This is a genomic window from Allorhodopirellula heiligendammensis (assembly GCF_007860105.1).
Classification (GTDB): domain Bacteria; phylum Planctomycetota; class Planctomycetia; order Pirellulales; family Pirellulaceae; genus Rhodopirellula; species Rhodopirellula heiligendammensis.
The window spans coordinates 789,294-807,565 of record NZ_SJPU01000002.1; the positions used below are offsets into that span (position 1 = coordinate 789,294).

13 protein-coding genes are annotated in these 18,272 nt (G+C 57.6%); 3 read left to right on the forward strand and 10 right to left on the reverse strand.

Translation table 11 applies throughout. The features are described 5' to 3' along the window. Positions 1-19: 19 nt before the first annotated feature. Positions 20-277 carry a helix-turn-helix domain-containing protein gene (locus tag Poly21_RS13350; protein ID WP_146407495.1) on the reverse strand — a complete coding sequence of 86 codons (258 nt, stop codon included), beginning with the start codon at positions 275-277 and terminating at the stop codon, positions 20-22. Between the two features lie 163 nt (positions 278-440). Between Poly21_RS13350 and Poly21_RS13355 the strand changes: the two genes are divergently transcribed. Then, positions 441-1,982: an arylsulfatase gene (locus tag Poly21_RS13355; protein ID WP_146407496.1), complete on the forward strand. Its 1,542-nt coding sequence runs from the start codon at positions 441-443 to the stop codon at positions 1,980-1,982. Positions 1,983-2,171: 189 nt separating this feature from the next. Here the strand turns inward: Poly21_RS13355 and Poly21_RS13360 are convergent, their stop codons facing one another. Further along, complete coding sequence (locus tag Poly21_RS13360; RefSeq protein ID WP_367302552.1) at positions 2,172-3,557, reverse strand: PP2C family protein-serine/threonine phosphatase; 1,386 nt, start codon at positions 3,555-3,557, stop codon at positions 2,172-2,174. Positions 3,558-3,724: 167 nt separating this feature from the next. Continuing rightward, complete coding sequence (locus Poly21_RS13365) at positions 3,725-4,951, reverse strand: M20/M25/M40 family metallo-hydrolase (RefSeq protein ID WP_146407497.1); 1,227 nt, start codon at positions 4,949-4,951, stop codon at positions 3,725-3,727. A 450-nt stretch (positions 4,952-5,401) separates the two neighbouring features. Here Poly21_RS13365 and Poly21_RS13370 point away from each other — a divergent pair, with 450 nt between their 5' ends. Further along, entirely contained in the window at positions 5,402-6,922 is a 1,521-nt protein-coding gene (locus Poly21_RS13370) for a sporulation stage II, protein E (RefSeq protein WP_146407498.1), read from the forward strand. A 153-nt stretch (positions 6,923-7,075) separates the two neighbouring features. Continuing rightward, positions 7,076-7,984, forward strand: coding sequence for an EamA family transporter RarD (rarD, locus tag Poly21_RS13375; protein WP_302119769.1), 909 nt, complete (start codon positions 7,076-7,078; stop codon positions 7,982-7,984). A gap of 82 nt (positions 7,985-8,066) precedes the next feature. On the opposite strand, the gene ccoG is transcribed toward rarD, so the two are convergent. From ccoG to Poly21_RS13410, 7 genes are all read right to left on the reverse strand, one after another. After that, positions 8,067-9,476, reverse strand: coding sequence for a cytochrome c oxidase accessory protein CcoG (gene ccoG, locus Poly21_RS13380; RefSeq protein ID WP_146407499.1), 1,410 nt, complete (start codon positions 9,474-9,476; stop codon positions 8,067-8,069). Between the two features lie 10 nt (positions 9,477-9,486). Beyond that, positions 9,487-10,125, reverse strand: coding sequence for a cbb3-type cytochrome c oxidase N-terminal domain-containing protein (locus Poly21_RS13385; protein ID WP_146407500.1), 639 nt, complete (start codon positions 10,123-10,125; stop codon positions 9,487-9,489). Positions 10,126-10,359: 234 nt separating this feature from the next. Then, a complete protein-coding gene (gene ccoN, locus Poly21_RS13390; protein ID WP_146407501.1) occupies positions 10,360-12,708 on the reverse strand; it encodes a cytochrome-c oxidase, cbb3-type subunit I in 2,349 nt (782 codons plus the stop codon). A 338-nt stretch (positions 12,709-13,046) separates the two neighbouring features. Continuing rightward, complete coding sequence (locus tag Poly21_RS13395) at positions 13,047-13,493, reverse strand: hypothetical protein (RefSeq protein ID WP_146407502.1); 447 nt, start codon at positions 13,491-13,493, stop codon at positions 13,047-13,049. 519 nt (positions 13,494-14,012) lie between these two features. Beyond that, positions 14,013-14,690, reverse strand: coding sequence for an NfeD family protein (locus tag Poly21_RS13400; protein ID WP_146407503.1), 678 nt, complete (start codon positions 14,688-14,690; stop codon positions 14,013-14,015). Then, positions 14,690-17,017, reverse strand: a complete 2,328-nt coding sequence (locus tag Poly21_RS13405; RefSeq protein WP_302118852.1) for an NfeD family protein — start codon at positions 17,015-17,017, stop codon at positions 14,690-14,692. Before Poly21_RS13405 ends, Poly21_RS13400 begins: the two co-directional genes overlap by 1 nt. Before the next feature lie 295 nt (positions 17,018-17,312). Next, positions 17,313-18,122, reverse strand: coding sequence for an efflux RND transporter periplasmic adaptor subunit (locus tag Poly21_RS13410; protein WP_302118853.1), 810 nt, complete (start codon positions 18,120-18,122; stop codon positions 17,313-17,315). Positions 18,123-18,272 lie beyond the last annotated feature (150 nt).

The window sequence follows — 18,272 nt, forward strand, 5'->3', positions numbered from 1 at the left end:
GGTTCATCGGTGCGTTCGGTCAAGCGGCAGGGGACTGTTCTTGCCGACGGTACGCCCCGGGGGTCACACCGCTCAGGCGGCGAAAGCCGCGGACGAAGTTGTTGGTGCCTGAATACCCAAGCTGTTGGGCAATTTCGCTGATGGCAAGTGGCGTTTCTGCGAGCAACTCGCCTGGGATTCGAGCGCGATCGAGAATCGACTCACTGTCGGCACCTGAAGACTCAAGAAACCGAACCAGCGGGGCGAGCACCCGTGCGTTGAATAGTTCGATATGCATCGTCGGATTTCCGGAATCGGGCAGGGTGAGCTAAAATGAGCGCGAGGAAACGGTGGCGTTCTCTCGCAGTGGCACTATAATCGCCCATAGGCGCCCGAAAAAGGTTCGCCTGACTCATCGTGAGCATCTCAGACTCAATTTCGCTTCTCTTGGAGGATGCAGGATGACGTATCGTCACCTACTACCAGCCATACTACTCAGTATGGTCACCGTGTCGGTCGCTCAAGCGGCCGACAAACCCAATATTTTGGTCATCTTTGGCGATGACATCGGGCAGTCCAATATATCTGCTTACACGATGGGTTTGGTCGGTTATCAAACCCCCAACATCGATCGTATCGCCAAGGAAGGCATGATCTTCACCGACTACTACGCCGAGCAGAGCTGTACCGCTGGACGGTCAACGTTCATCACCGGCCAGTGCACCTATCGCACGGGCATGTCCAAGGTTGGTCTGCCGGGCTCGGATATTGGTTTGCAAGCCGAAGACCCCACCATTGCCGAGCTGCTCAAGCCTCTCGGATATGCGACGGGGCAGTTTGGTAAAAACCACCTCGGAGATCTCGACAAGTTTCTACCGACTAACCACGGGTTTGATGAATTCTTAGGAAATCTGTATCACCTCAATGCGGAAGAAGAGCCGGAAAACCGAAACTATCCCACCGACCCTGAGTTCCGTAAGGAATTTGGCCCTCGCGGTGTGATTAAGTCCAGTGCCGATGGCAAGATCGAAGATACTGGACCGCTGACGAAAAAGCGGATGGAAACGATCGATGAGGAAACCGCCGCCGCTGCGATGGACTTTATGGACCGACAGGTCAAGGCAGATAAGCCGTTTTTCGTGTGGTACAACTCGACCCGGATGCACTTCAGAACGCATGTGAAAGATTCCCATCGTGACGAACCGGGACTGACAGCACGCACCGAATATGCCGATGGTATGATTGAGCACGACGCGCTGATCGGAACGATCCTCAAGAAAGTTGACGATCTGAAAATCGACGACAACACGATCGTCATTTACACGACCGACAACGGCCCCCACAAGAACACTTGGCCCGATGCGGCAAACAGCCCGTTTCGAAACGAAAAGGCATCGAACTGGGAAGGTGCCTTCCGTGTGCCTTGCATGATTCGCTGGCCCGGCAAGATCAAACCCGGTAGCGTCTCCAATGAAATCGTCAGTGGGCTCGATTGGCTGCCGACCTTGCTCTCAGCCGCCGGAAACCCACAGGTGAAGGATCAATTGCTCAAAGGTCACAACGCCGGGGGCAAGACCTACAAGGTTCATTTGGATGGATATGATCTGACACCCTATCTAACGGGCAAGGTCGATGAATCACCTCGGGATTCTTTCTTCTACTTCAACGACGATACCCAGCTAGTCGGTATCCGTTTTGAAAATTGGAAAATGGTCTTTTTGGAGCAACGAGCGAGAGGCACCCTGCGAGTCTGGGCAGAACCATTTACCCCGCTTCGGCTCCCGAAAATGTTTGACCTGCGTGCAGATCCGTACGAATCAGCGGACGTTACCTCCAATACTTATTACGATTGGTTGCTGGATCACGCATTCTTGATCGTGCCGGCTCAGAAATACGCTGGGACGTTCTTAGAGACCTTCAGAGAATTTCCACCACGCCAACCGCCAGCGAGTTTTAATCTCGAAGGCGTTATGGACAAGTTGTCCCAAGCGGCAACGCAGTAGGGCGTAGCAGCGCAGTTGGGCCCGGCAGCGCAGTTGGGCCCGGTAACGCAGTAAGAACTGGGAAGACCGTTCAGACTCCCCTCTCCTCCGCCAAGCGTGGTGGAGAGGGGGCGACGCGAGTAATGGTATTGCACGCGGAGGCCAGCAGGAGGTCCGCGGTTGGCGTCGGTCACCCTGAGCAGGCGTCTCCTATAAATCCACAGCGGTGTCGCTGGCGGAGTCATCCTGCTGTTTTCTCAAGAGCATCATCGCTTGAAGCGCTGCGTCGCATTGGTACTCAATGGCCGACTTCCATTGCCCCGCAGACGCCGCTTGGGTTGCACTGGTCGAATATTTCTCAACGTCATTCCAGTCCAGGTCCCAGTGATGCTGTTCGGATGAGCGATGAATTTCAGAGACCACTTCGACGAGCCGGCTAAATACGTTTCTATGCTGATCAACGGGATAATGCCGATAGGGGCCCGTACCGGTCGCGATCTCAGACTTTTCGAGTCCAGAATCGTAGCTTCCTTGAACAGGGCGGTGTGAATGTTTACGGCGGCGTACGTTGAGTGGTCGACGGCGGTCGTCGGTAACAAGCACGCCGCTGGCCCAAATCCCCAATGCAATCGCCCCAAGAACGAACGCCACAATCGCAGACCCTGTCCATTTCGAGCCGCCCGAATAGGCGGCGATTGCCAGACCAATCGCCCCTAGCCAGCAGACCGCCGTCGCCGCGAGAAGCGATCGAGAGGAATGCACACTGCTCCACCGGAATGCTTGATCGCCGGGAGGGGATTGGCGTAACCGCGTGCGGTCGATCAGGTTGTCGCTCGTCACATCGACCGCGATGACAGTGATGTTATCGGGGCCACCTCTCAAGTTAGCTAAATCGACCAGTACAGGCGTCAGTTTCTCCAGCGGGAGACAATCCATTAACACGCCGAGATCGTCGTCATCGACAAGGCCCGTTAAACCGTCACTGCACAGCAGATAGCGATCCCCCAGTTCCAATTCGAAGGGGCCTTCGAGATCCACCATCACGTGAGCACCAGGCCCCAGTGATCGTGTGATCACATTCTTGGGGATCGCTTTGCCGAGCGGGCTGTCGCTGCTGACTTGGCCGCTCGCCTCCATTTCCCAGACGAGGGAATGATCGAACGTCAGTTGTTCGAGAATTCCCTTGCGCAGGCGATAAATTCGTGAGTCTCCAACTTGAGCAACGTAGCCTCGACCCTGAATGAGCACTAAAGCACTCGCCGTTGTGCCCATGTTATGGAACTCAGGGTTGCTTTGGCCACGTTCATAGATCGCCGTATTGGCTCGATGAACTGCTTCCCCGAGTGCTTGCCCAACATCGGTCTTTTGCGAGCCGATGTACCGCATCGCGATCTGTTCACAGGCGATTTTTGAGGCGAGTTCGCCGGCAGCGTGTGCCCCCATCCCGTCGGCGACCACAAACAGGTGTCCGCGCCGCTCAAAGCGTTCCTCGGACTCGGCAACCATCACGGCGTACGAGTCTTGATTGTTTGCCCGGCGCATCCCCACATGGGTCAGCTCGGCGACTTGTACTCCGGGATGCCAAGAAACAGACAAGCGAGAAATGCCGGTGGGATGAAGAGGTGAGAGAGCGAGTCGACAATGCTCGCCTCAGGGAGAGGACTGTATCAGCAGGGCAAGCATGCTGCGGGAGTCCCCGGTGTGGCGTGCTGCCTATGGCCTTCGAGTATAAACGCCCCGCAGGGTCGAACCTAGTACCGATGCTAGGAATTCGCCACCAGGATCGATGCCGCCAGCCGACAGGCATCGAGGTAGTCAGCGACCACGAGGTACTCGTCGGCGGTGTGAATCGCAGCCTGACCGCAACCTAGCGTTACGGCGGCGATGCCATGCCGATACAACCAATTCGCATCGAGTCCGCCGTTGGCAACCTCGCAGATCGCTTCGTGACCTAACTGAGAAACCCAGTGGCGGGCGGCTCGGACAGAGGGGTGGTCCAAACTCAATGCGAACGCTTCGTAATCGACATTGCTGCTGAACTCGATTTGACCACAGCGCCCGTTGACATCGGTCACCTCGGTCGCCGCACGCTCCAAGGCCGCGCGGATCTGGCGGACAATCCAGCTGCGAAAATCCGCATCATGACTGCGGGCTTCGATCCGCAGACGAACTTCGGGCGTGACCACATTGGTAGCTTCACCGCCTTCAATAACGCCCACGTTGGCAGTACCTCGTTTGCCCTCGATCTCAATTCGTCCGAGCAGTCCCGCGTCATGCAACGCTGAAATCGCTTTCGCAGCGATCACGATCGCGCTGACGCCCTGTTCGGGTGCTGCCCCGGCATGAGACGCGAACCCGCGCACCACCGCTTGCATGCGCTCGCCGCCAATCGCCCCGTGGCGGATCATCTTCATCGATCCACCGTCAAAGTTGAACGCCTGGTCCACCTTGCCGACTTTCGTCGCATCGATGTGCCGTGCACCCTCGAGTCCAACTTCTTCTTGAATCAAAAATGTGACCACAGCAGGGGCCAGCGGTGTCTCGGGATGCTTCGCTGCAAAGCGTAGTCGCTCTAAAATTGCCGTCAGAATGATCGCGCAGCCCGCCCGGTCATCACCTCCGAGTCCTGTCTCACCTTCGGCCACGACGATCTGTCCCAATACAGGGTCATCCCGCAACCCGGGTTGGGCGTTCAAGCAGATCGGCACAGTATCCATGTGAGCCGACAGCATCGTCCGCGGCAGGTTCTCGTCACCCGGCAAGCTGACAATCAGGTTGCCGCAATTGCCGCGAATGCGAGTGCGCGTCTGCGCGTCATCGTGCGTAATCATGCTGGGATCCAGGCCCGCGTCAATCAGCGTTTTAGTTATCGCGGCAGATACGTCTGCTTCCTCGCCGCTGCGACCGCAGATGGCCGTCAGTTGCATGAACCGTTTCAAGGCTGCGTCACGGTCAACTTCGATCAGTGAACTTTCGCTGGCATCGGGCATGGTGGATAGGCTCGTCGTTGCGGTTGAGATTGCAGGGAATGGATCGTCCCGACATCTCCGGCAACACTCCGCCGGAGACGTAAGTCCCCGGACCAGTATGCAATCATCGCCGCAGCCCGGCGAGGGGCGACAGAACTGTACGATGACACCCGGGCTTGTTACCGCTGTCATCGCTTTGGGCCCCGCCCAGTTGAGGCGAATGCATCTCAGTTACCAAGGCCTCCGTAATAAGGTTGTGCGGTGCTGGCATTGACTCTCAGCCCGGAAGGGTTCTTTGCCACTCGCCGGAAGTTCGAGCCGATGGGTTATCACGCTTACACCGATTGCAAGACCGCCCTGGCAAGCAAAGTAGACTTTGCCGGTTGATCTGCTGAGGAAAGGTAGAGCGTCGAGACGATGGGTTTAGCAAGCCGATTCACTCCGCACTCCTCTAAACGGGCTGACGATTTCGTGATTACACCACCGCCGAGTTATCTGAAACTGCATCCCGCCGAGAGCGAAACGGACTTCACGATCCAAGCTGGGGTTGCCACCGATCAGCAGATCAAGCAGACCGAGTTGGCTGCTCAAGCTGCCGGCATCCTGAGAGACTCGATTGCCAAACAAGGTAGCGAGCAGATCAATCAGATCTTGGCTGATGCTGTACTCGCGACGGGCTCCGTGTCCGCAGTGATCTACATGCTCGACGAAGCAACCGAAGTGTTGACGACACGTTTCGTGTTTGGAATGCCGGCGCGGGATCGACTTGGTGCCGCTCGTCCGCTGCGAGGGGCTCGCGGAGATCTCGAAGCGATGGTCCAGGGGAGCCACACGATCGAAGGTTTAGCAGCGAGCAGCGTCAGCCAAACCTCGGCCCCGGAATCGTTCACGTCGGCCCACTGCATCTGCTTGGGTGGAACAGACCTACCGATTGGCACGATGTGGTTCTTCAGCAACGAGCCTGCTACGTACGACGACCAAACCAAGGCCGCCGCTCGACTGGCTGCCGCCAATGTGTGTCAATTGCTTGTCTCGTTCAATCACACAGATGCCCCGGTTCCTGAGCAGCGGCTCGACGACGCGGTGGAGACTGATTTTGATGTGGAGCAATTCGTCGAAGCGATGGAGCCGTTGCCCCCATGCGCACCAGCAATTGGCGGTGGAGTGCCCTTCGAGACCAAAGATTGGTCGCATCAAATCGCCGACTGGCAGTTCGACACGCTCCCGGTAGGAAGTCGGCTTGCACCAGGGTGGGCCATCGACGGGATGGTGGAATCTCCGCTATCGGTTGCCCAAAGTTGGCACCACTGGGACGTGCTTCCCGATGGGGTCCTCGCTCTATCAATGTGCCAATTTGGGCATGACTGGAATCCAGCAGGCAACCTCGTCGACACCCTCGACGCCACTGTCGCCCGCGCCGCATTGCAGGCTCACATGGGGTATCGCCACACGCCTCAGGATGCGCTGGTGCGAATTCTGCACAGCATGCTACAGGTACGTGATGGTGCGATTGACGAATCCGGCTGCCCGAACCTTTCACTGCTCTATGCTCATGTGGATCCTGAAACCGGGCATGCCGTGATCTCCTCGATCGGTCAGTGGTCTAGCCTGATCGTTTCCAAGCAGGGTTATCGGCCGCTGGGCCTGGGGCGTACTAGCGGATCCGTGTCTGAAGGGTTTCCCGCTGAACTGCCGATCATGAATCACGAGACGACGCTGCTGGCAGGCGAAGCATTGCTGGTCACCGGTGCCGAGTGGATGGGCATGGGCGAGGCAGGAAGGGGGCCGGAGTCATCGCGGGCTGTGCTACCGCGAAGTGACGCCCGCCACCACGATCGCGAGTCGACTCAACATCAGGTGGGTGCGGCACTCAAGCAAGCGTTGAGTGAAGGTGAGCGGAGTCCTCTGGCGGCGCTGCGTCGGTTCACCGCCTCGCTGCCCCTGACCCAAGAGCGATCTGCCGTCGCCCTGCTTCGCGAGTCGACTCGGTAGTCAGCCGGACGCCCAGGGCCGATGACACCTGGCACTCATTGACCTCGCCAGGGCTGTGGGCGAGATTGGGCCGGTTTCTACTCGACCGCATGTAGCCCACCCGTGCCACCCCCAACTGCTTCATCGCCTCGCGCTATACCCTCGATTGACCGAGTGGGGTTGGTCTGCGCAGTCGGAGCCCACACTTTGTGGGGACTTTTTCCGATTTATTGGCGTTTAGTCGACGTTGCCAATTCAACAGAATTAGTGTGCCATCGGATTGTATGGTCGTTTGTGTCACTGGCCATTTTGCTACCGATTTTGATGAATCGAGGCTGGTGGGGTGGCGGCAAATCCGTCGTCGCCGAGTTATCGAAGCCGCGGGTGTGGTTTACCTATGGCGCCGCCGCGAGCATGATTGCGATCAATTGGTTCGCGTTTATCTGGGCTGTCAACCACGACCGGGTACTCGATGCTTCGTTAGGTTACTACATCAATCCTTTGGTCAATGTGCTGCTGGGCGTGGTGGTTCTAGGAGAGCGGCTCGATCGCTGGCAGTGGTTTGCGGTCGCCGTTGCCGCCTTCGGCGTCAGCATCATGGCGATCGGCGCCGGTGGTTTGCCCTGGGTATCCATCCTGATGGCGGGATCGTTTGGAGTGTACGGACTGGTGAAGAAGCGAGGGCAGTTGCCGCCGCTGATAGGATTGTGGATCGAAGTCTCCGTTCTATTCATTCCTGCCGCGATTTATCTGGGATGGCAGGTTCGCGAGGGTACCAGTGCCTTTCAGCTAGGATCGCTGCGTGTCACGTTGATGCTGCTGTTCGCGGGGGTGATCACGATCACGCCGCTGGCACTATTCGCTACCGCGGTCCGCAGGCTTGATTTGTCGCTCATCGGCATTCTGCAGTATGTCGGCCCCACGTTGCAGTTCTTGGTCGGTGCCGTGCTCTACAACGAGACGCTCGATCGCACACGAATGGGCGGATTCGTATTCGTTTGGCTGGCGCTGATTTTGTTCATTGCCGCGACGCATCGCCCCCGACGACTAGGAACGCTCCCCTCGCAGTCCGCCCGCTCGTAGTGGAGTGCTGACCGCGGCTCAGGCCGACGGGGCTGTTGGCAACCAAAACTTGCCTGCCGGCTTTGCCGCTGGGTATATCAGGCTACCGCGGGCCTAGCAATTTGAAGGGCAGATCATGCTTGCGATCTTGTCCGTCCTGCACGCTCAAGACTGCTGCCTTGTTGCCGCTGCCTCGCGTTTGAATGGGGAGGAACTCCACATTCAGTGGGATCAGTACATTGCCGCCTGGCGGTAGCATTAGTAGGTCGTCTTGAAGTACCTCAAGTGTCACATTTTCTGGAGTCACTACCGAGAGTGTGTATTGCTGAGGCTCGCTGCTGCGATTGACCAACCGCAAGCGGAAGGAATTGTTGACGTTACCTGTGGCCGTGATGGAGAAGGGGGCCCCTTTACCACGCAGCAGTCGCGCGTCAAATCCAGCTTTGCTGCCGACCGCCCACGCAAACCCACTCAGCACGGCGAGTAACAGCAGAGGGTAGGCGATCGTCCGTGCGCGGAACAGCTTTTTAGGTTTGCGAGCGATCTCGTCCTGGGAACTGTATCGAATCAATCCCTTTGGCAAGCCGACGCGCTCCATCACGTTGTCGCATGCATCAATGCATTGGGTGCAGTTAACGCATTCCATCTGCAGCCCGTTGCGAATGTCGATTCCGGTGGGACACACGACCACACATTGATGGCAATCCACGCAGTCACCGGCAGGCGTCGCGGCGGGACGTTTGCCCTTCGCTCGCGGTTCGCCCCGTCCCGGGTCATAGGCAACAATCTTGGATTGCTCATCGAGCATCACCGATTGAAAGCGACCGTAGGGGCACGCGAGTGTACACATTTGCTCGCGGAAGTATAGAAAGTCGAACATCATCAACGCCGTCACGCCCGCCATGACTAAGAACGCCGAGGGGTTTTCAAACGGCGACGTGCGGACCCACTGCGCTAATCGGTCGGTGCCGACAAAATAAGCCAGAAAGGTATGGGCAAGAAACATGCAGAGCAGCAGATAGACGACGATCCGGGCGATGCTACGCATCCCGCCCATCTCTGCTTTGGGCTTGCCACCGCGGCCCACGGTGCCTTCGAAGAAGCGATCGATGGGACGGAATAGGTACTCCATGTATACCGTCTGCGGACACGCCCACCCGCACCAAGCTCTCCCTGCGATCGCGGTCACCAACACAATGCTGATGAACACTGCCAGCATCCCAAACGCCAAAATCAGCGTATCGGTGGGATAGAAAGTCTTGCCCAGAACCGTCAACTGCCGAGCCACCAGGTCCATCAAGACGACGGGCTTTCCGCCGATCCGCAGGTGCGGGATCAAGACGAATACGACCATCAGTAGGTAGGCCACGACGCGGCGTTTCTTCCACCAATCGCCCATCGACAGCCGTGGGCGCAACCAGCGTCGACTACCGTCCGCTTCCATCGTGCTGAGCACGTCGTGGGCTACCGAGGCCCATTCGTCGTGTATTGAATCGGTTTCATGGTTGCTCATGGAAATACCACTACGATTCGTTGTCGGGGCTTTCCTCTTCGCTCGCCGTCGGCTCCGGCCACGCTGGGATCGTTTTGCCCTCAGGGCCGCGTGGCCCCTGCAAATCTTCGCCGCGCAGGCTCGCCACGTACGCGGCTACCAGGACCACTTCGTTAGGGTGCAAACGGTTGGACCATTGGGGCATCGCTCCGGCAGCTGCGCCATTGTTGATGACGTGGGCGATGTCCTCGAGGTTGTTCACGTTCTTGTAGAATTCGTCAGTCAGGTTCGGGCCGACCTTGCCTTCCCCTTCCCGGCCGTGACAGGACACGCAGTTGGTCTGAAACACGATGCGTCCCACCCGCCGCCAACTGTCATCATGCATGTACTTAACGATGGTTTGTTCCGTAGGCTGCAGTTCGCCGATCTCTTCAAACTGCAAACGCGTGTTCTCGGCGAGTGCCAACGAATAGTCGTCCTGAACGGAACGACCAGGCGTACCACCGTGGTAGTAGAGCCAATACGGTGGGCAAAACGCGATCGACGCGACGAAAATCCACTTCCACCATCCGGGCAATGGATTGTCGAACTCTTCGATGCCATCGTAGAGGTGGCCGGTGGTATGCGGATCGTCGGTACGAGATGTGTGGTCGGTAGACGTGGTATTCATGAACGAGGATCCTCCACATCGTCCGAAAGCGGAATCGAGGCAAATCGATCTGACGCGTCCTGGCTCAGCCGAAGCGTTCCGTAGGTGATTGTTGCGAACGCTACCACGAATAACGCGAGCGCCCATTCGGCGCAAACCGAATAGTCCAGCGCAGATACTAAGTCTTTGATCATTCGTCTTGATCCTTCCGAGTGTGTCGGTGGCACGTACCACCGGTGTGTAATGGTGTGTCAATCAAGCGGATGGGGTGCCCGCCGTATCCTCGGTCGCCGGCGCCGGAGCGGTTGCGTCGGGTACTGCTTCATCAGCGGGCGTCGCTGGGGCTTCTTCCGCAAACAAGTCGATTCCCACTCGCTGTAGATAGGCGATCAAGGCCACGGCCTGTTTCTCATATGTCTTGGCCGGACCGCCTTGCTCTACAATCTCCGCAGCGATCCGCTCGGCTTGACGCATTGCCACAGCCGCGGTGTCGTTGAGATCTTCGTCGCTGTACTCAGCGCCTAAGTACGCTGCAGCTTGGACATGTGGTGCGATCGCATCGTACTTCATGTCCTCGGTTAACAGGTGCCCATAGTCCGGCATGACCGAACCTGGCGAGACGTTCTGAGGATTTTCGAAGTGCGTCCAATGCCAAAAACTACTCTGCTTGCCGCCTTCGCGAGCCAAATCGGGGCCGATCCGCCGACTGCCCCACTGGAACGGTCGATCGTAGACGCCCTCTCCAGGCTTGCTGTATTCACCATATCGCTTCGTTTCCGAAACCATCGGGCGAATCTGCTGGGAATGGCAGTTGTAACAGCCTTCGGAAACGAAGATATGACGACCGGCTAGCTCCAGCGGCGTATACGGTTTGACCGTTGCGATCGTAGGCACGTTGTTGCGGATCAAGAATGCAGGGATCGCCTCAAACAGCGTCGCGACGACGACCGCGAGCGTCACCAAGACAGTGAACTTCACCGGCAGGCGTTCCCAACGACGGTGCCAACCCATCCAAGCGAACGATTCGATTTTTTTGGTGACGTCGAGAACGGCGACCCCTTCGAGTGGACTCTTCCGCTCCTTCTCGGTTGGATGGTAGTCCGCACTCAACCGCGGCGCCGAGATTACTGGTACTTCATATTCCGACGGTCGCTGCAGCCATGTCATCAGCGCGTTGACACCGAGCATCACGACACCGCTGAAGTACATCAGTCCTCCAGCGACGCGCAACCACCATAGCGGCACAATAGACTGGGTTGTCTCAATGAAATCTGGGTACATCAAGTGCCCCGTATCGTCCATCGCACGCCACATCCAGCCCTGCATCAGGCCGGCGGCGTAAATCGGTACGATGTAGAGCAGAATACCTAGCGTTCCAATCCAGAAATGCAGACTGACGAGTTTCTCGCTCCACATCTTGGTTTGGAAAATCCGCGGTATCAGCCAGTACAGCATGCCGAAGGCCATGAACCCGTTCCATCCCAGGGCACCGGCGTGCACGTGAGCAATGGTCCAGTCGGTATAGTGCGTGAATGCATTGATAGACTTCACTGACAATGCGGGGCCTTCGAAGGTAGCCATCCCGTAGAAGGTGACCCCGACAACATAAAACTTCAGCACTGGATCGGCGGCGACTTTGTGCCACGCTCCACGCAGTGTGAGCAGGCCGTTGAGCATTCCACCCCAACTCGGCATCCATAACATCACACTGAAGAGCATCCCCAGGGTGCTGGCCCATTCCGGTAGCGATGTGTAGTGCAAGTGGTGGGGACCAGCCCAGATGTAAATGAACACCAGCGACCAGAAGTGGATGATGCTCAGTCGATAACTAAAGACAGGACGCTCGGCGGCCTTGGGCAGGAAGTAGTACATCAACCCAAGAAACGGCGTGGTCAGGAAGAACGCCACGGCGTTGTGGCCATACCACCACTGCATAAAGGCGTCTTGCACGCCGGCATAGATTGGAATGCTGGCCCAGGCACCAATCGGGACGACGAGATTATTGAAAATGTGCAGCAACGCGACAGTGACAATCGTGGCGATGTAAAACCACAGCGCCACGTACATGTGACGTTCGCGACGATGGATCAATGTCATCAAAAAGTTGCCACCGAAGATGAACAACCATACGATCGCAATCAGAATGTCAATCGGCCATTCGAGCTCGGCATATTCTTTACTCTGTGTGATTCCCAACGGCAGGGTGATCGCGGCGAGCACGATGATCAGCTGCCAGCCCCAAAAATGCATACGGCTGAGTGCATCACTCCACATTCGCGCCTTGCAGAGTCGTTGGGTGCTGTAGTAAACGGCAGCAAAAATAGCGTTGCCAGCAAACGCGAAGATAGCGGCATTAGTGTGCAGGGGCCGTAGCCTAGCGAAATTAAGCCACTCCAGACCGCTTGAAATCTGTGGCAAAACGAGCAGGACAGCCACCGTCAGCCCGACAAAGGTGGCCACCAGGGCCCATACAATCGTCGCCGCCGCGAACATGCGCACGATCGAATCATCGTATGAGAACTGTTCCATGCGCCCCGCATCGGTCGCAGAATGGCTGTCGCCAGCTCCGCTCTGCGGGACATCGGTCGACGTCACTGTCGCCATTTTATTCCTCGGTGTCGAAACGATAAGCAGCGTCCCAAAAGACGCCCTGAAATGGGGCCGCGATAAATCTCGCTACGCAACTGCAGTATATTAGCAGATAGTCTTCAAGACGTGTTGCCAGCGAGGCAATTCGCCGCACGTGCTCACCGCCGCGGAGGCACTTGAGCGAACGAGCTGAGATGCGAAACAGGAGTGTTGAGTTTCCACAGCTGAGACGCAGGCGAGCCGAGAATGGGACTCGCTAAGAATTGAGCGGTCTTTTGGGGGCACCGTTCGCGCTCCGAATCATGCACCCCCAGTCTACTTTCGCAGCGCGAAGGCGGACTCCCACACTCTGCTCACGGCAGCACGCCGCGGACTTTCAAGAATCCGGATATCGACACGATCAGTGCCGCCAGAATCACAATCACGCTGAGCCACTTCTTCCGATTGGCACGCATGCCTTCGGTGCCCGCGCTGCGCCCCACCAGTACGGACGCAAAGAAGAACACAGCAAAGGCCAACAGAATCTTGGTTCCTAACAATCCGTGGTAAAGCCCGTCCCCCTTGTGAGCTGGCATCGCTCGGAAGTAGTTGTAGAATCCACTGAGCAAAAACAGCAGGATCCCGCCATGGATGAATCGTTTCCAGCGGCCATTGATCGCCACCGCTAGTTGTTGCCGCGCATCGTCGGAGAGGGCTTTGATGGACGGTAGCAAGACGAAGAGCGTGAACACACTTCCGCCAACCAATGTAATCGCTGTGGCGACGTGAACGATGCGGGATATCGTATCAAGGATCTGCATGGGATGTCTTTCTTGGCTGGCATTCAAAAGCGAGAGGTGGCCTGGGGGCTGCTCAGATGACGCTTTTCCGAGCAATGCCGTCGTGCCGGGGTAGGGCTGAGTTGGGTTGGAGTGGGCTGAATTGGACTGGGCGCTGAGTTGGACTGGGCTCAGAGTTGGACTGGGCTCAGAGCCGATGCGCGGCGAAACGTTGTTCGCGCATCCGAATTATTGACGCTTGGGGTGCCCACGCGATCGTATCAACGACGTCGGTTCCGCACAAACGGCAACGGTCCGCCAGTAAACGATGCTGGGATTTCGCCACTTGCGTCGATCGGTTTTGTCGCCAGACGCTGTGATTGGATGACGAGGATGCGCTAGGTCACGGGAACTACTGTCGAGTGCTTGTGATCGGCAGCAGCGTAATCCGTCTGCGCGTCAGTGGGTAGCGGTGCCACGCGGATCCCCAAGACCTGCAATTGCTGGGGAGGCCATATCCAGAGGCCCGTCACAACTGGGACAAGTCACTTCTAGGACAAGTCACTTCTGGTGCTCATCACTTTGGGGCTCATCCAGCCGAAGATCGTCAAAGTCGATGTCATCCAAGGGGGATGTCACGCTCTGCTCGGTCGAACTGGCCAAAGGGACAATCGATTCGGGCAATGTGGTCGCGGTGCGTGGCGACACTCCTGCCGCGTCCTCGCGCCAGCGCCTAATTTCATCCTCATTGGCGGCGCGAACTTGCAGCTTTCCTGTCTGCACCCGCACCACGATTACCAACGCGTCCCTGTCGATTGGTAGTCCTGTACTGACAGCGTCCGACCGGTGGCCGTCAATTTTAATCTCGCCGCTGGGTAGCAGGTTCGACGTCGCGATGCCAACGCGGCCGATAAATTCGCTCAGCGGCGTTCCGTCGATCGTAGTTGGTTCTGGCAAGGCCGAATCCGATTCGAGAGTTGCCCGATTGAGCATCCGGCGACCAATCTTCGTATTCGGCCAGAACCGAATTAATAACGCCAGTAAAATCGGTGTGGTAATCACGTACACTAACGTGAGCGTCAATGCCATCGACGAACTGTAGGTGTACCCGACGATGATGGAAGTCACCGCGACGACCACAGCGGATAACCCAATCATCCCACCGCTTGGGATGAGGATCTCCGCAATGGCAAGTGCAAAGAAGGCAATCATCAGACCGATTGCATAGATTGCGGGCATTACTGGTCCACCGCTTCGACAACAATCCGATTGCCCTGGACCCGGATCACCCGAACGCTTTGACCCGGGTCGATCGCTGTACCGTCACTAACGACGGCAACGATCTGGTCACCAAACTGAGCTTTGCCCGACGGGCGCAAGCGAGTCGATGCCACGCCAGTTCTCCCGCTCAAGTGATCGTAGTCCGCAATCCTTTCGAGGCGATCGAGGTCAGCCGTGGGGGTTTCCATCGCCAGTCCCGATGCCGCTGCCGCCTGCGGCAGGAACGCGCGCACCAGCAAAAAGCCTATCACCAAACCGCCCATCCCGCCAATCGCCATCCACACGCCCTCTGCCAACTGATTGGCTTGGTAGCTATTTCGCGGGATCACAAAGGTCTGACTCATCAGCACCACGCCCAGCACAGTCAGCACGAGGCCGCCAAGTCCGAAAATACCAAAGCCCGGCAGCACGAAAATCTCGATGGCGAGAAACGTCAGCCCCAAACCAAACGCCAATAGTTCCGCCCACTCGGCGGTGCCCGCGAGGAACTTGATCCAGAAGAACAGTGCGAAGCACATCACCGCGATAAACCCAGGCACGCCCAGTCCGGGAGCACTTGCTTCAGTTGACAGCATAATAAAGCCGAGCATTAACAATCCAAATGCCATTCCGGTGTGACTTCCCAGTCGCTCTACCCAACGTACTAATCCCCGGTCGCTCAGTCGGGGCGGGACGCTCGTCAGCCCGATCGAAGACGATACTGACTTCAGCGATTCCACGGATTCGTCCGCCAGTCCCAACTCAATCGCGCGATTGACGGATAATCCCTCGCTCAATTCAATTCGCTCTTCGCGTTTCCAATCCGATCGTCCTGGAGCCCTTTCGTCGTCAACTACCGCCGCCATCTCGCTGGGGACGGCATAGCGAATTCGACCGGTGCGGCGATTGATGTACCGATAGACGGTAAGCTTGGGATCTAGCAAACCGCGGATCAATGTTGCGCTTCGCCCGGTCAATCCGGCGACAAAGTCAATCAGCTCGCCCTGAGCGGCTACTTCATCGGGTGTCATGGCGTCCGCGCCACTGCCACCGATCGTCGCGTCGGGATGCATCGCCAGCGGTCGGCAAGCCAATGCAATTAGGGCGGCGTCGCCCCGCGCTTCTTGAGACACATACCCGCCGACTGTACGGATGGTCGTACCGGGATCGGCAAGGGTTGCCGCCAGCGACGCGCTACCCGATAGATAGCCACCGGGCGAGTCAATCTCGACCAGCCACGTGTTCGTCTCACCCCGCTCCGTCGTCGCGGCGAGATTCGATAACCAACGCTGGACTCGGTCGCTGCGAATGGCACCATTGATCCGCAGCAAAACTCCGAATGCCTCGCCGCTGGCATCGGCCGATTCCTGACGCAGCGTTCTCAGTCCAAGCCGGTCAGCAACTTCGCCTTCTGAATTGACGATCGCCGTCGCGGCGCGAAACTCTCGCAATTGGTCAGCGGTCAGGGTCAACGGCTCGCCGGGCTGCGACAAAATCTCTTCTTCAATGATGGTGCCCCCACTACGCAGTTTTTCCAACGCTTCGCTGAGCTCGAGCTTCGTTGTTCCGTCGGTCAGCCGTACCCGGGCAACCGTCTCGTCTGGACTGATCAAACCGGCGATGAGCTCAGGTGGCAACAGACCGCGTCGTTTAGCGATGGAGTGAAAGATCAGGGTTGTCGTTTCGTCGTTCACCGCTTCACCAAACGTGGCGTCCCCGATCGAGCCGCTCGGTGCCACCAGGATGGACTCACAGGCCAGCACCAACAGCACCTCGTTACCGCGGACGGGCGTGTCTACCCATGCAACCGGCCGGATACGTTTGAGATCTGCACCGGAGATCGCGCGGGCGAGTTTGAGGGAATCCTCCAGTGAAGTGCTGCTGTCACGAGAGACGATATCTTCGCCGAGTCGCTCGCCACGAATGTTCGATTCCGCTGGGACAAGACGACTCCGCTGCGGATCGCCAAAATGCAGTACCACGCTCACCCGACGCTCTGCGTTTGTCTCTGCAGCTGCCGGGGCCGTGCGGGCGGTTTGTGATAGGCGATTTAACTGCGAGAGAATTCGCTCGACGTCACGCGCAGTTAGGGGACTGGGGATCTCAATCAAATAGCCATCGGCAGCAGCTTTGGCGCCCTCCGCCCCTGCGTCAGTTTGCCCCGACACTTGCGTGGGAATGCCTGTCCCCACGACCATCGTGAGAAAAAAAAATGCCACCCGCTGCCAGGACGCGGTTGCTGCGCAGTAACGCAGCCTGATCCGAACAGGAGGTGCGGCAGGGACAAAACGAGGGTTTTTGATCATGCGTCCATTATACGCATCGGATTGATCGTTGTCGCAGTCCTGTTTCTTCGGATGACGATCAGGTGACGTGCCTCGGTGGTCTTTACGTCCACCGTTTGAGCTATCGACGTGCGCCAGTCTGGCGATTTCGGCTCGTCGCCGATCATAAATAAACCGTTAACAGATAAACTGATTCTGTCGCACACCGAGCATTTGATTGCAGACACCGCCGCACAGAACGGTTTAAATTTTCATTGGGGGAAGAGCCCACAGCAGCCACTGCGGCCAGCACTCGTTGCCAACTTCTGTATCCGCGCTACTCGGGCGGTGGAATGAGTCGTACTGTGACCTTCATCCCTGGCACCAGGATCCTGCGCGGATTGGGCAGCGAGCCGGAAAAACGCACCGTTCCTGTACTGAAATCCGCTTCGGGAGCGATCGTATCCAGCTTTGCCGGATGCACGAAGCCCTCTTCGGGGTCAGACCGGACGGCGATATCCAATTGTTCAGGACGGATAGGAGTGGGCCGGTGAAGTCTCAGCAGCGTAGCGACGGGAACGTCAAATGAGACTCGTAGTTCATTGTCGATGATCGTCATGGCATACGTTTCGCCGGCCACCACGAGGTCACCTTCAGCGACCTGGAGGAAGCTCACGTGGCCGTTGACGGGAGCAGTCAGCCGGGTCCATGAAAGAGTCAATTCCGCCTGTTCCGCCTCGGTCTCAGCGACCGTTAGCATCGCTTCCGCTTCAGTGGTCTCCGCCTTTTGTATCGCGAGTTCCTCTGTCCGAATTGCCTTTTCTTTTAGCAGCCTTTCAACGTTGGCGAGTCTCAACTTGCTCACATCCAACCGGGCCTCAGCCACTTTCACTCTCGCTTCGGCTGCCTCCAGTTCGAGTTCGTAGGGACGCCTGTCGATCTCCATCAACAACGTACCCCTTGTGACCGAATCGCCATCCCTGACGGCGAGGTGAGTCAGGTAACCGGTGACCTGGGACCGCACGGTCATCGTCACCGCCGCTTCTGTGCGTCCAACAAAATCGATCGCCGACTGCGGTTCGTCCGCCGGGGTGCTAGCCCACGGATACAGCAGGGCTGCAACCAAGATCAATGTGACAACTCTCATCGGAATGTCTCCCAGCCTAGAAGTAGTACTTGGACGGACGCACCGGCTGCCGTTTACCCACAAAAAAAGTGGGGCAGCAGCCACGATAACCAAGTGAATAGAATACTTCATTCTCAGCTTCGAAGGTGGATAATCCTTATCGCCGCTAAC

What these genes read in the sequence shown, in the direction of transcription:
- Poly21_RS13350 (WP_146407495.1), bottom strand. Translation starts at nt 277, where the DNA reads ATGCATATCGAACTATTCAACGCACGGGTGCTCGCCCCGCTGGTTCGG.
- Poly21_RS13400 (WP_146407503.1), bottom strand. Translation starts at nt 14,690, where the DNA reads ATGCCCGCAATCTATGCAATCGGTCTGATGATTGCCTTCTTTGCACTT.
- Poly21_RS13385 (WP_146407500.1), bottom strand. Translation starts at nt 10,125, where the DNA reads ATGAATACCACGTCTACCGACCACACATCTCGTACCGACGATCCGCAT.
- Poly21_RS13355 (WP_146407496.1), top strand. Translation starts at nt 441, where the DNA reads ATGACGTATCGTCACCTACTACCAGCCATACTACTCAGTATGGTCACC.
- ccoN (WP_146407501.1), bottom strand. Translation starts at nt 12,708, where the DNA reads ATGGCGACAGTGACGTCGACCGATGTCCCGCAGAGCGGAGCTGGCGAC.
- ccoG (WP_146407499.1), bottom strand. Translation starts at nt 9,476, where the DNA reads ATGAGCAACCATGAAACCGATTCAATACACGACGAATGGGCCTCGGTA.
- Poly21_RS13365 (WP_146407497.1), bottom strand. Translation starts at nt 4,951, where the DNA reads ATGCCCGATGCCAGCGAAAGTTCACTGATCGAAGTTGACCGTGACGCA.
- Poly21_RS13410 (WP_302118853.1), bottom strand. Translation starts at nt 18,122, where the DNA reads ATGAGAGTTGTCACATTGATCTTGGTTGCAGCCCTGCTGTATCCGTGG.
- Poly21_RS13395 (WP_146407502.1), bottom strand. Translation starts at nt 13,493, where the DNA reads ATGCAGATCCTTGATACGATATCCCGCATCGTTCACGTCGCCACAGCG.
- Poly21_RS13405 (WP_302118852.1), bottom strand. Translation starts at nt 17,017, where the DNA reads ATGATCAAAAACCCTCGTTTTGTCCCTGCCGCACCTCCTGTTCGGATC.